At 61.2% G+C, this 12,177-nt stretch carries 22 protein-coding genes and 1 pseudogene; 1 reads left to right on the top strand and 22 read right to left on the bottom strand.

The features are described from left to right. Nucleotides 1-3: 3 nt before the first annotated feature. A complete protein-coding gene (locus J3T92_RS02160; protein WP_267399494.1) occupies nucleotides 4-513 on the bottom strand; it encodes a hypothetical protein in 510 nt (169 codons plus the stop codon). Between the two features lie 750 nt (nucleotides 514-1,263). Next, complete coding sequence (locus tag J3T92_RS02155; RefSeq protein ID WP_267399493.1) at nucleotides 1,264-1,533, bottom strand: Thoeris anti-defense Tad2 family protein; 270 nt, start codon at nucleotides 1,531-1,533, stop codon at nucleotides 1,264-1,266. 76 nt (nucleotides 1,534-1,609) lie between these two features. Here J3T92_RS02155 and J3T92_RS02150 point away from each other — a divergent pair, with 76 nt between their 5' ends. Then, nucleotides 1,610-1,960 (top strand): hypothetical protein, encoded by a 351-nt coding sequence (locus tag J3T92_RS02150; protein WP_267399492.1) that lies wholly within the window; start codon nucleotides 1,610-1,612, stop codon nucleotides 1,958-1,960. 87 nt (nucleotides 1,961-2,047) lie between these two features. Here J3T92_RS02150 and J3T92_RS02145 read toward each other — a convergent pair whose 3' ends face one another. The 20 genes and pseudogenes from J3T92_RS02145 to J3T92_RS02055 all read right to left on the bottom strand — a co-directional run bounded on the left by J3T92_RS02145 (nucleotide 2,048) and on the right by J3T92_RS02055 (nucleotide 11,977). Then, nucleotides 2,048-2,788, bottom strand: coding sequence for a hypothetical protein (locus J3T92_RS02145; protein WP_267399491.1), 741 nt, complete (start codon nucleotides 2,786-2,788; stop codon nucleotides 2,048-2,050). Then, the gene (locus tag J3T92_RS02140) at nucleotides 2,775-2,972 is read right to left on the bottom strand and encodes a hypothetical protein (RefSeq protein ID WP_267399490.1); all 198 of its coding nucleotides are present in this window, start codon (nucleotides 2,970-2,972) and stop codon (nucleotides 2,775-2,777) included. Before J3T92_RS02140 ends, J3T92_RS02145 begins: the two co-directional genes overlap by 14 nt. A 177-nt stretch (nucleotides 2,973-3,149) precedes the next feature. Then, a complete protein-coding gene (locus J3T92_RS02135; RefSeq protein WP_267399489.1) occupies nucleotides 3,150-3,395 on the bottom strand; it encodes a hypothetical protein in 246 nt (81 codons plus the stop codon). Then, nucleotides 3,392-3,652, bottom strand: coding sequence for a hypothetical protein (locus tag J3T92_RS02130; protein WP_267399488.1), 261 nt, complete (start codon nucleotides 3,650-3,652; stop codon nucleotides 3,392-3,394). The genes J3T92_RS02135 and J3T92_RS02130 overlap by 4 nt, the downstream gene beginning before the upstream one ends. Then, on the bottom strand, nucleotides 3,649-4,011 hold the full coding sequence (locus J3T92_RS02125; RefSeq protein WP_267399487.1) for a hypothetical protein: 363 nt from the start codon (nucleotides 4,009-4,011) through the stop codon (nucleotides 3,649-3,651). The genes J3T92_RS02130 and J3T92_RS02125 overlap by 4 nt, the downstream gene beginning before the upstream one ends. Continuing rightward, on the bottom strand, nucleotides 4,008-4,157 hold the full coding sequence (locus tag J3T92_RS02120) for a hypothetical protein (protein ID WP_267399486.1): 150 nt from the start codon (nucleotides 4,155-4,157) through the stop codon (nucleotides 4,008-4,010). The genes J3T92_RS02125 and J3T92_RS02120 overlap by 4 nt, the downstream gene beginning before the upstream one ends. Then, on the bottom strand, nucleotides 4,154-4,666 hold the full coding sequence (locus J3T92_RS02115) for a hypothetical protein (protein WP_267399484.1): 513 nt from the start codon (nucleotides 4,664-4,666) through the stop codon (nucleotides 4,154-4,156). Before J3T92_RS02115 ends, J3T92_RS02120 begins: the two co-directional genes overlap by 4 nt. Next, the gene (locus tag J3T92_RS02110; RefSeq protein WP_267399483.1) at nucleotides 4,663-5,544 is read right to left on the bottom strand and encodes a hypothetical protein; all 882 of its coding nucleotides are present in this window, start codon (nucleotides 5,542-5,544) and stop codon (nucleotides 4,663-4,665) included. Before J3T92_RS02110 ends, J3T92_RS02115 begins: the two co-directional genes overlap by 4 nt. Beyond that, nucleotides 5,519-5,959, bottom strand: a complete 441-nt coding sequence (locus J3T92_RS02105; protein WP_267399482.1) for a hypothetical protein — start codon at nucleotides 5,957-5,959, stop codon at nucleotides 5,519-5,521. The genes J3T92_RS02110 and J3T92_RS02105 overlap by 26 nt, the downstream gene beginning before the upstream one ends. After that, nucleotides 5,946-6,374, bottom strand: coding sequence for a DNA cytosine methyltransferase (locus tag J3T92_RS09500; RefSeq protein ID WP_416378909.1), 429 nt, complete (start codon nucleotides 6,372-6,374; stop codon nucleotides 5,946-5,948). Before J3T92_RS09500 ends, J3T92_RS02105 begins: the two co-directional genes overlap by 14 nt. A 525-nt stretch (nucleotides 6,375-6,899) precedes the next feature. Next, nucleotides 6,900-7,382, bottom strand: a pseudogene (locus J3T92_RS09495) (DNA cytosine methyltransferase); the annotation flags it as partial. Beyond that, nucleotides 7,379-7,783, bottom strand: coding sequence for a hypothetical protein (locus J3T92_RS02095; protein ID WP_267399480.1), 405 nt, complete (start codon nucleotides 7,781-7,783; stop codon nucleotides 7,379-7,381). The pseudogene J3T92_RS09495 and the gene J3T92_RS02095, both read right to left, overlap by 4 nt. Further along, nucleotides 7,780-7,929, bottom strand: a complete 150-nt coding sequence (locus tag J3T92_RS02090; protein WP_267399479.1) for a hypothetical protein — start codon at nucleotides 7,927-7,929, stop codon at nucleotides 7,780-7,782. Before J3T92_RS02090 ends, J3T92_RS02095 begins: the two co-directional genes overlap by 4 nt. Further along, entirely contained in the window at nucleotides 7,910-8,425 is a 516-nt protein-coding gene (gene ssb / locus J3T92_RS02085) for a single-stranded DNA-binding protein (RefSeq protein ID WP_267399478.1), read from the bottom strand. The genes J3T92_RS02090 and ssb overlap by 20 nt, the downstream gene beginning before the upstream one ends. Then, nucleotides 8,415-9,059: a helix-turn-helix domain-containing protein gene (locus J3T92_RS02080; RefSeq protein ID WP_267399477.1), complete on the bottom strand. Its 645-nt coding sequence runs from the start codon at nucleotides 9,057-9,059 to the stop codon at nucleotides 8,415-8,417. The genes ssb and J3T92_RS02080 overlap by 11 nt, the downstream gene beginning before the upstream one ends. 211 nt (nucleotides 9,060-9,270) lie before the next feature. After that, complete coding sequence (locus tag J3T92_RS02075) at nucleotides 9,271-9,429, bottom strand: hypothetical protein (RefSeq protein ID WP_267399476.1); 159 nt, start codon at nucleotides 9,427-9,429, stop codon at nucleotides 9,271-9,273. Further along, complete coding sequence (locus J3T92_RS02070; RefSeq protein WP_267399475.1) at nucleotides 9,416-9,892, bottom strand: hypothetical protein; 477 nt, start codon at nucleotides 9,890-9,892, stop codon at nucleotides 9,416-9,418. Before J3T92_RS02070 ends, J3T92_RS02075 begins: the two co-directional genes overlap by 14 nt. Further along, on the bottom strand, nucleotides 9,889-10,554 hold the full coding sequence (locus J3T92_RS02065) for a hypothetical protein (protein WP_267399474.1): 666 nt from the start codon (nucleotides 10,552-10,554) through the stop codon (nucleotides 9,889-9,891). The genes J3T92_RS02070 and J3T92_RS02065 overlap by 4 nt, the downstream gene beginning before the upstream one ends. Further along, nucleotides 10,551-11,387, bottom strand: a complete 837-nt coding sequence (locus tag J3T92_RS02060; protein WP_267399472.1) for a PD-(D/E)XK nuclease family protein — start codon at nucleotides 11,385-11,387, stop codon at nucleotides 10,551-10,553. Before J3T92_RS02060 ends, J3T92_RS02065 begins: the two co-directional genes overlap by 4 nt. Continuing rightward, nucleotides 11,387-11,977, bottom strand: coding sequence for a hypothetical protein (locus J3T92_RS02055; protein ID WP_267399471.1), 591 nt, complete (start codon nucleotides 11,975-11,977; stop codon nucleotides 11,387-11,389). The genes J3T92_RS02060 and J3T92_RS02055 overlap by 1 nt, the downstream gene beginning before the upstream one ends. Nucleotides 11,978-12,177: the final 200 nt, after the last annotated feature.

Genomic DNA, 12,177 nt, shown 5'->3' with positions numbered 1-12,177 from the left:
AGCTCACCCCATCTCCTCGTACCGTTCCCTCGCGCTCGGGAAAGCGATCACGTTCCTGGCCGGCCTGGTCTTCTTCCTGGTCTTGGCCTCGTGCGGGACGATCCTCCACCCGTTGAGCTTCAGGCCCTGCGGGGTAAGGCCGATGGTGTCCGCATACCGGGCCAGCGTCGCCCGGTCCGAGGCCGTCGACGAGGAGGATTCGCAGATCACGTACTGGCGCGCATACAGGGCCACCGTCCCCTGCAGATAGGCGTAGCAGGGGTCATGCCAGGCGATGGCCTGCGGAAGCCTCCACAGGCCCTTCCACACTTCGAGCTCGCGCTCATGCCAGCGTTCGGTCGCGGCATCGTCCTCCAACAAATAGGTGCCTAGAGGGAATCTAGGGGGCTTGTACCGGTAGCCGTTCGCGTCCAGGGCGAAGGCGCCGCCGGAAGACCGTCCCAGACGGTCCGAACGGGCGGAATTCGGGTCATAGGCCGGGCCCGAACGGGCGCGGGCTCCTCCGGACACCATGGCCGCTCACCTCGCCTCCCGCGCATGCTTCTGCAAATGTTTGAACCCTCCGCACCTGCGAGCCACCTCACCGGCGGTCTAGAAGGCCCGCCCGGGGGGTCACCCCCCTGGGGGTGGGCAGGTCTGATGATTCGTCGACGCTCTCATCTTCAAAGATCGATTCCGGCTTCTCGTCTTGCATCGCCGTCGTTCGCTGTTCGCTGTTTGCCTGTCGTTGTGCTGTTGTTTGCCGCCTGTCAGGCTTGGCCTGGCCGGTCGTGGTCGTTGGTTCAGGTCCAATGCTCGCGCATGCGCACGCTGTTGGCTTGCCCTGCGCTGCGATTGCAGTGCGAATGCTCAGGACCAGTCCATGCAAGCCGGTCGTCGGTGTGCCCCAGGTCCCACGCCTCGCCGCGTCGTATCGGCTTGCCGCATCTGCTGCACAGCACGGCATGCCCCTGGGCCAGGTACCGGGACCACCTGGCCCTCTCGGCCTGATGCCTTGCACCATAGCCACGACGAGAGGCCGAGCCTCGCTCCCTCTCATGCTCCTGCCTGTGGTCCTTGCAGTAACGCTGACCTCGAGGGACAAGCCGCGGGCAGTTGTGCCACGCGCACCGGCTCAGCGGCATGGAAGCCCTCCTGCCTGGCCGAGGGGATGGATGAGTGGGATGCCTGGCTCGCGTCCAGTGGTTGGGTTTGTGGCGTGGCCAGGCAAGGATGATGCCCGCAGGCGGAAAGTGAGGGGAAAAGAACCTGCGGGCAAGTGTGTTATTCGGCTATGACTTTGCCTGTAATGTCGCACAGCTGCCAGTCGTCGGACAGGAGCTCGATCTGGGTGGGGATCCAGGGGATGTACCCGTATCGGGATGCGGCTGTCAGGTAGTCGTGGGTGGGCTGTCCTGCATCCCTGGTCTGTCGGTCGTCCTGGGCCGTGCGCAGGCGGATGTCCACATCCTGCGACCAATGGGGCAGTCGAACGCTCACCTGCTCACCTCTATGGTCTTTGAGGTATTTGAGTGCTTGGTCGAACCCAGCCATGATGGCTCCTTAATGTCGTGTTTGATTAGCGTTAGATAAGCTGAAGGACCTGCAGGCAAGTGCTATATCTTGTGCCATGAGATGGGATTGGGAAGCATTCAGCTCCATAGCCACAGCTGCTGGTACGCTTGTTGCCTTGTGTTTGGCTGTTTATAACATTCATCAAAACAGGAAAAACGAGCGGAAGGCTATTGTCGACAAGGCTTTTGGGATCGCCTTGGAGCTTGTGGATGTGGTTGGCGAATTCTATAGACTGGCCTATGACCGCTTCGCCCCGTCGATGGCTGCCGTCAAAGGTCGCTACCTGATCAGGTTGCTTGACATGTATGGGTATTCATGTGATGAATACAAAGTTTTCAATAATTCAATAGACACGTCTTTTGACGAATTGGATCGTCTCTTTGAACAGATCAAACGTGATCAATAAAGGGCCGGACATCTCTGCCCGACCCTTACAATAAAACCAACTGTAACAAATATAGCGTAACAAGCCGACTCTGTCAAGCCCCGTTGCTTATGCGCAGGCTATGAGCTCGCTGGTGTCGAACACCCACTTGCCCGTCTCTTCCGATCGCACTGCTGAGGGCAGTTTCCCGCGTTTGATCCACATATCGACTCGGTTCCGGCTGACCTTGCGTCCGGTCTGCCATTGCGTCCATTCGGCCGCGTCCTTGGGCGTGCAGGTGATGGTCTGCCCTTGCAGCTCCTCCACCCTGGCCCGCCTGAGCGCCGAGACCGACCAGGTGCTGCCGCAGGCGGGGCATGTGGCCATCCGGTCGTCCGCCACTCCTGGAATGTCGGTCCTGCAAGCCGGGTTGAGGCAGTGTCCGTGGATGATCCGCTCCTCGGGCGGCGTGATCTGTAGCTTGACCCGCCTGTATGCGTTGGTGAGCTGCCTGTAGTCGCGGCCTGAGTTAGGCGCGTCAGCGAGCCGGCCCATGCTGGCTTGGAGCCTGGCGATGAGCACCGGTGCCTTGCCGCCCCACACTCCGATATCTCCCGCAACGTCCTGGAGCGTGTCCTCCACCTGGTCGTAGAGGGTTGCGGCGCTGATATCGATGGCAGCGGGGGCGAAAGCAGGATGGGCTCCTCCTCCGGTGCCGGCTGAGTAGTGCACCTCCCGCCGTTCGACCCGCTTCAGCTCCACCAGGCCAAATCTGAGCCCGTGGATGGTCTTGGCGAGCTCACGCCTATGGTCCTTGCACAAGGGGCCTCTGGGCAGGCCCTCGCAGATCGGGCACTTACTCCCTGCCACTGCCGCTCCTTTCGGTGGTGATCTTGTCGGCAAACACGGTCAGCTGGAGTCTCGGGACGGGCACCTCGTTGACGGGCGGGAGTATCTTGACCGACCCATCCTCCACGCAGTTGCTCAAGTCCACGCCGTTGATGGACACCCCGTCTCTTCTGACGTGGATGTCCGCACCATGCCATTCGCTCATCGTGTGGCCTCCTTGTCGTTCAAAATTCTGGTCCTTCCTGGTGTGCTGCTTCCTTGGCGATCGTCGTGCGCATGGCTTGGATGACCGTCTGCGGGTAGCCGTATCGGCGGCGTATCTGCTCGTCGTCGGCCCCATCGCGGATTGATTGCAGAGCCTTGGCCTGCTGGCTTGCTCAGGTCATGCCGTCTCCTCCGGTTCGGGCCCTGGGACTCGTCCATGCTCGTCGTCCCAGTGCCAGTGTTTCGGGCAGTAGTCTTTCCCGTCGTCCGTGTGCAGCCATTCACCGTCGTTCTCTGGGTCGGCGAACATGATTACGGCGGTGTCGTAGCTTTCCCAGGCGCTGTACATGTCATCGCTGGCGGTCTGCTCGCATCCTGGCCAGTCGCATGCCAGCGTATGCGCGGGAAAGGTCATGTCACTCATGACCGCCCCCTGGGCCCGGGCACGCGGCGGCTGCCATCCCAATGCCAATGGTCGGGACAGTAATCCAGTCCCGTGGCGGGATCATGCAGAAAGTCCTTATCCAGGAACTCGTTACACTCCTCTTCTGGCAAATAAGCCCACTGGCCTACTGCCTCCTGGTAAGTGGCATTGCCGTCGTACAGGTCGTTCTGGGCGGTCTCCTTGCAGCCCGGCCAGTCACAGGCCAACCGATGGTAAGTCATCAACCTGTCACTCATGCCGCCTCCTCCGGGAAGATGGCATCCAGGCTGGTACGAGACCGGATGGGTGCGACGTGAAGACGATCCACTCCTTTGATGAGAATTCCGAAGTCTACCGTCTTGGGAAACAGCCTGTGGAAGGTGTCGTCATCCACTCCCGACAGGCTCTGGATGAGCGGGTCGTGGGTGCGGTCGAAGTCATCCTCCGGGCCTAGCCGGTACACTCCCAGCACTTTGCCGGTTTCGGCGTCCACGTACCGGATCGCGTCAGCCTGATGGAAGGACTCGTCCCTGACCTCGTAGCGTTTTCTTCCCTGCTCGATAAGCCTGTAGATGTCTGGCTTGATCTTCGCGGTGATGATTGTCGTGGTCTTCATGCTGCCTCCTTCGTTTTCTCCCACTGCTTGAACAGTTGTTCGGCTTCGCGCTTCATTGCCTCCATATGCTCTTCTTTGGGGTCTTCCTCGCGTTTTCCCGTCTCGCCCTCACTCGGACTAGGGTCAGGGTCCGAAACTCCGCTCATGCTGCTCCTCCGATCACGTCTTGAATCTGCATGTCTCCTGCTTTCGTCTGCCCGTGGCCGATGAAATGCCGGACGGGCTTGGCTTTGGGTTTCGATTTGGGTGCCTCGATGATCAGCCGTCGGGAGGCTTCCACCGCGATGGCGTGGGCCTGCTCCAGTGGGATGCCTTGCCCGGTGTCGTGGACCAGCTTGCGCCGGTATACAGTCGCATGGTCCGAGTCGATGCCCGCCCGGTCCATGAGCCGCTCGATCTCCGCGTTCTCAGGGACCCGCTTGGCGCGCATCCGCTTGGTGAGGATGTTCACGTCACCAGACCGCATCCAGTCGGTGCCCGGGTGCGAGCCATAAAACTCTTCGACAGCCACGTTCGCATCCACCAGGTTCACAGCGTCGTCCAGCTCATGCCAGAACTGCTGGGCGTCGCTGGCTTCGAAAGGCATGTTCCCGTGGTGGGTCATGATCTTGGCGTAGACCAGGGCCGCTTCCGCCTGTGTGATCTGCTTGCTCATGCCGTCAGCTCCTTCCCGGCCTGTGGCTGTCTTGACGTCGCCTGCTCCTGGGCGATGATCTCCTCCACCACCTGGCGGTTGTGGTCGAGGTTCTGCTGCGACTTGCTCAAGCCCGACGACGCAGGTGCCCTCGGTTTGGGTTTGTTCTTCCAGCCGCCTTTCCGCAGCCAGTTGCCCAAGGTCGGCACGTAACGCGGATCCCTGTGCTCATTGGCCAGGATCTGAGCCCCGGCCAGGAGAGCAACGAAGCTGGTGTGCGGGCTCTTACGGTGCAGAACCCGCTTGAGCTCGCGGAGGCCATCGTCAGGATTGTCATGATTCGGGTAAATAGCCATCAGCTGATCGAACTCGGGGATGGGGTCTGTTGAGGGTTGACGTGATTCGGATTCGGATTCGCTCTGCCCCCCTTGGGGGGCTATAGGGGGTATATATCCCCTGTTCCCCTGTTCCTCTGTTCCCCTGTTCCAGGCAAGAGACTCTCCAGAGGGTCTCTTGAGAGTCTCGGTAAACAGCATGAGAGGAGGCTCGGAACCCTTGTCTGGCAACGGGTATCGCGCTTTCGCCGGATGATTGATCACCTGATGGTCGGACCAGTGCGTGACATGCAGATAATCCTTGTCATCGACCCGATACACCTCGATCAGACCATGCCGGGAAAGCGTTCTCAAACCTTCCGAGACTCTCTGGAGAGTCTCTTGAGAGTCTCTGGTCATATCCCCCGCGAACAGGTCGCCGACGATATCCTTGAGGCTGCAAAGCCCCACGCCGTTATCATCCACGTACGACCACAAGCCAATGAACAGCAGCCGGTCAGGTATGGACAGGGCATCTATGTCATCGCTCCTCCAGAATTCAGGCTTGATGCTCCTGATCCGCATGGTTCCCTCCTTTCTTCCTCTCGTTGATCTGCTGAGCGAGTCTGAGGCTGTGCTCTCTGGCCAGGCATCCGCATGAGCGCGTATGCCCCTTAACCAGGTTGGCTGCCCTGACGGTGACGCTCCTGCCGCAGTCGCATCGGCATACCCAGGTGAGCACCCTGCCCCGCCTGCCGCCGAACCCGGTCACCATGAGCCGCCCGTACCGGTTGCCCCGCAGGTCAGTGATGCGCCTCCGACAGCCGGGGAAGAGCACCCGCTCGCGTGGCGTCTCATGCAGCAGGCACATGTCCTCCCTGGACCGGTGCCCGCCATGCACGGGATCAAGGTCGTGCAGGCGGCGCGTGTACCGGCGTCTGCTGGCCGGCTCACGAAGCTGCCGGGCAATCACCAGGGCAGGCGGGTCAAGCCACGTCATGAGTCGGCTCCTCCGCTTGCTGGATGCGCCACCCGATCCAAGCCATGACCGGCACGGCCATGGAATTGCCGAGGGCCTTGTATCTGGGACTGTCGGGAGCATGATCCTTGCCCTTGTACGGCACGTCGGTCCAACCTGACGGGAAGCCTTGCAGCCGCTCGCACTCCACGGGCATGAGCCGGCGCACCATGCCACCGCCTGACACGGCGGGCTGCTTGGTCGCGGACAAGGTGGGACTCGTATCAGAGCTCACGCTCAAACCGGCCGTAGCCGCGTTTTTAGCGGAGAACACGTAGCTGGCGCTTTTGGCGTCATGCGCAGTCAGCGTAGGGGTGAGATCCTCACCGATGGCCGCATTCGACCCACTGTCAGTGGCGCACAGCACCACATTCGGGTTCTTGTCATCAGCTGCCATGAGGGACGGGGACACGTCCTCCCCTATGGATGAGCGCGGGCCGCGGTTGCTGGCGCACAGCACCGCAGGATTGTGCTCGGTCTTAAGCGTGGGACTCAGCTCCTCGCTGACCGCCATCGACCCCGCCCTATGGCCCGCGTTGGGCAGAAAAGCCACAGTCCTCTCCTGCACGAGGGGCACGTTGTTGCCTCCGGTGCCCATGCGCGCCGACAGTGTCTGGCTCACATCCTCATCGGCATACTTGATGCGCGAACCCTGCGGGTGATAGTCCAAAGCCACGGCCCTGCCGTCGCCTCCTGAACGTGCCCTTGTGTCCAGGGTCGGCCATGCGCCGTCAGGCCGGTAGACGCGCCGTGACTGCGTATCCCAGGGGGTCAGGCAGCCTCCGCCATCATCTGCGTCTCCAAGGCTGCCTTGAGCCTGCCTGGCAAGAGCTTGCCTCTTTGCCCTGCCCGTCGGATGATCCCAGCGCAGGCTTTCGGGCTCAAAAAGTACTTCCGCGGCACGCTGGCTTCCAAGACTGCCGACAAGGAACACACGTCTGCGTCGCTGGGCCACTCCGAAGTACTGCGCATCCAAAATTCGCCATGCCAGACCATACCCGAGACCATCCAAGGCTCGCAGCAAGCATCGGAAATCCTCCCCTCCCGAGCTTGAGAGCGCTCCCGGCACGTTCTCCCAGACAAGCCAGCGAGGACGGAGCTCGCGTATTGCTCGTACATACTCCCACATGAGCCCGGAGGCTCCCTCAAGGCCCTCCCTACGTCCGGCGATGCTGAAGGACTGGCAAGGGGATCCTCCGACCACAAGGTCGGCTGTAGTGCAGTCACTGTGTACTCTCCAATCAATCTTCGTGACGTCCCCGAAATTCGGCACCCGTGGATACCGTGCCGCGAGGACGGCGCTCGGGAATGGCTCAATCTCGCTGAACGCCACCGGCTCCCAGCCAAGAGGACGCCAAGCCACCGACGCCGCTTCAATGCCGCTGAAGATGCTCACATACCTCATGACGTGGCCTCCGCATCGGGCCCCAATGGCTCCCCGTGGTTGAGGAGCAGCGCATACTGCTCCAAGGTCATGTAGACCAGCTGCTGGCCCACCGTCTCCCTCGAATCAATCCCGATTCCGGCACGCTTCTGCACGACGGCCCAGAATGTAGCGCCATCGTTCACGGCCTCCTTCTGCGCCTGGTCAAGATGCTTGGGAATGTCCATGCGGGCCGTGTTCTTGCATTCGATGACCACCCGATGCTGGTCATGCATGATGCCATTGATGTCTCCCCGGTCCTGGGACCCGGACAGGTGGCGTCTCTCCACCCTCGGATCATCAAGACCCCAGGCCAGATAAGACGCCGTAGCGGTCTCCATATCCGCACCAGCACGCTTGGCGCTCTTGCGATTACGGCTCATATCAGGCCCTCCACGTATCTGCGGTCACGCTCCAGCTCGGCCTTTTGCTCGCCCTCCTCCTCGCGTCTGAGCTCGGCCTCCTCCACCGCATCCCAGTCGACCGGCTGCTCGATGCCCGCATGAGGGTTAAAAAACTGGATCGTCATTGCCGGCACCTCCCCACGGGTCCTGCTGTTGGGCAGCGGGAGCCTGGGCCTGCTGGCCGCCCCACTGCTGGGGACTGCTCCCCCACTGATGCGACTGTGGCGGAGCCTGCTGCTGACCATTGCCGTTCCGGGTCACCTGCGCGGTGTTCCTTGTCAGCGCTGGCCCGATCTCGTCCAGGCGCATCTCCACGACCGTGCGCTTGTTGCCCTCACGATCCTGATACGAACGCTGCTCCAAGCGGCCACGGGCGATGACCCGCATGCCCTTGGCCAGGCTGGCCTGGATGTTCGAGGCCATGGGACTGTAAGTGGAATCCCAGGCGGAGCAACGCATGAACAGCGTCTCCCCGTCCTCCCACTGGCCCGAATCCCGGTCGAACAGCCTCGGCGTGGACGCGATCGTCAGGTTCGCCACCGTGCCACCGTTGGACGTGGTCCGCATCTCAGGGTCAGCAGTCAAATTACCGACAATGCAGATCTGAACTTCATTTGACATAGGTGTCCTTCTTCTCTTTGGCCCATTTTGTTGAGTGCTTGAATGTGATCGGTCCGCCAGCAGATGCCCACTTCTTGCCAGAAGTAATTTGATAAAGCGTGGGTCTGCTAATGCCGTATTCCTTGGCCAGATCACTGCCGCGTTCACCTTTTGCATAACGCAGGCGTATCTGCACAACCTCAGCTTCAGTCAGCTTTGCCGTAGACCGTTCCTCTCCAAGAGGGATACGGTTTCGTGCAAACGCATCAGCCGCATTATCAGCCCTGCTCCCCCAATAAAGATGACGCGGATTGACACAGTTGGGGTTGTCGCAACGGTGTAATGCACACTGTTTCCCGCCTTGAGGGTTCTCCCCAGACAGCAACAGGGCTACAGCCGCAGATTTCCTCGTTCTACCGTGAAAAGCAAACGTCCCACGACTTCCTGCGCGGCCTCCTAGCCAAGGCCAGCACGATGAAACGCCCTTCCTTTGCACTTTTGCCCAGAACCTAGTCGCTTCATCCATTTGACGCAGAACTTTAGGTCTTTCCTCCTTGGGGGTCTGCTTATACCAGCGCAAATAGTGTTTGTTGCACATGCGGCGTTTAACGGCTTTGCCTTCGCAGCCTTCTTTGCAGCATGTATCTCCGGCCATTACTTGGCCTCCTTCACGAATTTCTTGATTTTGATGGGTTTGTCTTTGGTCCAGCAGGGTCTGGTCGCCCCATGCCTTGCAGCTGCCTCAGCGTTGCACTCGTACCCGCACCACAAGGCGTGCGCGCACGAGGACCTATGGCACTTCTCGCAGATGCTGGAAGTCAGACGCGCGCACGTCGCACACGAGCATCCAGGACGAGTAGGCAGAGTCATAGCCGTTCACCCCGGTCCATGCACCAGAAGCCGCACACGAGGGCAGCCAGGTCCACCAGGCCAAGCCGAGGCTCCACCAGCGTCCAAGGAACCGCGAAGAACAGGATCGCGCCGCACACGCCGGCACCAAGCAGTGCCAGGTCACTGATCGGCATGACGCGCCCCCAGATCCTTGACGACCCTGCTCACCAGCTCCTCGGCCAACGCCTGCGTCCCATACCGGTTGATATCGTCCAGAGCCAGTAGGAAAACCTCCCGATACCCGGCATGGAACGGATTGCCGCCGATACCTGCCCTGGTCGCATTGATACCCACGTCGTCAAGGTCAAACCGGGCATTCGTCACCGTCCCAGGGGCGACGGCCGCATACACGGTCTGCAAGGACGGCCAACCGCAATCAGCACCGCACACCCGGCTGCCCCTGACCTGCATATACGAGTCCACCGTGTCAAGCGCCGTCACATACCGGTCCGACGGCTTGCCGCTGTCACCACACAAAGGGCACCCATCCAAGCCGGGCGCATACGTCCTGGCACCACACTGGTCGCACTCATACACCTGCACCGTGCCGTCAGAATGCTTGCCGAAGAACCCTTTGATCTCTTTTATCCGCATCATCGGGCACCACCAGCCTCAGCCTCAAGACCACCAGTCTCGCCCAGGGTCGCCAGGAGCTTGTCTGCTTCGGCGGGGGTCAGGCGCGCGTCCGACAGCCTGCCCGTGACGGGCCTGCCGATGATGGCGCTCACCCTATGCCGCTGCTCGTCCGGATGCGTGATGCCGGCCTTGACCAGGGCCGCTCTGATCCGGGTCAGCTCCTGATCGGGCACGCCGCGGAACCGCTGACGGCCCACGAAGCCACGCTGGGCGCGTTCCTCCTCCTTGACGGCCATCTGCTCCGAACCGCCCTCGTCACCGGAGGCGAGGTTGAAGGCGCTGGTGATCGCGTACCGCTTGCAGCTCGTCCACGTGCCCGCATCCTTCTTCACGTCCTGGCCGGTCAGCACGCACGGGTAGGCCAGCAGGTCCTCGCCCTTGCCGGTCTTCACGTCCACGACCCGCACATGCACCGCATTGTCGATCAGCGGGGTGCTCAGCCACAGGTCCTGCTTGCCGAGCGCACTGTTGACCGACTTGTACAGGTCGTCGATGGTCGCATACCGGATGCGGCTGCCCTTGATGACCATCTGCCCCGACTTCTCCAGGGACATCTCCCTCCGGGCGTTCTGGATGCGCTCCCAGACCGTGCCCTCTGCTGGTTTGTTTTCCTGCCCGCTCATGCTTCCATCTCCTCGTACTCGCGATCGATCCGCCAGCCCGGGAACTGCACGTCCCTGGGGGTCTTGTCCAGCCCGTAGCAGGCCATCCTCTGTTTCCAGCCGTCGGGACTGTCGCGCTTGAACCCGGCCAGCTCGTCCAGGGCCTGCGCGATATGCTCCCGGGCCATGCCGATCTCCTGACCGTCCTCAGCCATCCGCCACAGCATGTAGTCGTAAGGGCGCTTCTTCTCCTGCACCACGAACTCGAAACCGATCGGACCCTCGTAGCCGGTCAGCCGGTAGAGCATCATGTAGAAGGCCGCCTGGATGTGATAGCCCAGACGGGCCGCATCCCTGGGGAAATCACGAGGGTCCGAAGCCGTGGTCTTGTAATCGCGGATACGCAGCACCCCATCCTCGTCAGGGGCGTCAGGCAGCCAGTCATACTTGCCCTTCAACGCCAAGCCGGAAGACGGATCATCAGCGAACACGGCCACCTCCGGCCTGCCCGGTATCGCCTTGAAGTAAGGTGACGTGACCGCGGCCATCGCCTCAGCCTTCGACAGGTCGGCAGCAGACAACACCGCCGCACCCCTCGCCTTCAGCTCCTCCATCTCGGCCCGGCCCGCCTTCGTGCGCAGATTCGGACGCTCCACAATCTCCGCGCCAGTGCCCAGCACCAGCGCGTGAGCCGCCCTGCCGAACTCCAAAGCATCACCCGACACGTCCAGGCCATGATCCAGATAATCCACATACGACAAAGGCGACACCATGAACCGCTTCAAAGCCGACTGGTCCAAAGCAGGGTCAGCGAAATACTCACTATCGGAAATCTGCCTGATATCAGACGCCATCACTCGGCCCTCCCGTCCACGAAATGCACAGGAGTCAAAGGCAGATGCTGCTCCGCCTGCTCGTCTCCGAGAAAGACGCCGCACTCCTTGAAGTCCTCAGAAACGTACACCCACTTGTCCGGCAGACCTATATCAGTCAGCATCAGCAGCGTCCCATCAGCACCCCGATAAGCGCCCAGCTCGGTCGGCAGCCTGTGACGGCAGCGCAAAGCGCACGAGACATGCTCGAAAGACACTGAAAACCCCACAACGGGGCGGAATTGATGGTGAGCGGAGAGTCCATTAACCCGTATAAGACGGCCATTGACCACTATCGCGTCGGCCTTGCTCATATCCACCGTGCGGATCTGCTCCCAGTCGCGCTCATCCCACACCAAAGACACCGACAGGATATGCGCAAACGTATTGACCACACGACCGTCGTCAACCACGAAAACAGGCGCACCATCCTCAGCCCTATGATCCAGACGAACCCGCCCATTCCGGCACAATTCACCATCGACGACCGTGCCATAGTCATACACCGCATGCACATGCTTGCCCTCAAGCTCATCAGCCGGCAGGCCCTCATACCATTCCTTGTCACTCATTTGTTTCCCTTCACTACGATTGGTTTTTCATCGATCCGTGCCGGCGACCAGGGCACCCGCGCCCGAAGCCGTTCACACTGGTCTGCGAGCGCCGCTACCGTCAGCGCACACTCGTCCAGATAGGCATCAACCTCATCCGCGTCATACCGGTCCGGGAACACCCACCAGCCACGGCGACAGTCAAAAGCCACACGCCGGAT

Source organism: Bifidobacterium sp. B4081 (assembly GCF_026537335.1).
Taxonomy (GTDB): Bacteria; Actinomycetota; Actinomycetes; order Actinomycetales; family Bifidobacteriaceae; genus Bombiscardovia.
The sequence above is the reverse complement of the archived record's forward strand: the minus strand, read 5'-3'. Positions and strand labels throughout refer to the sequence as shown.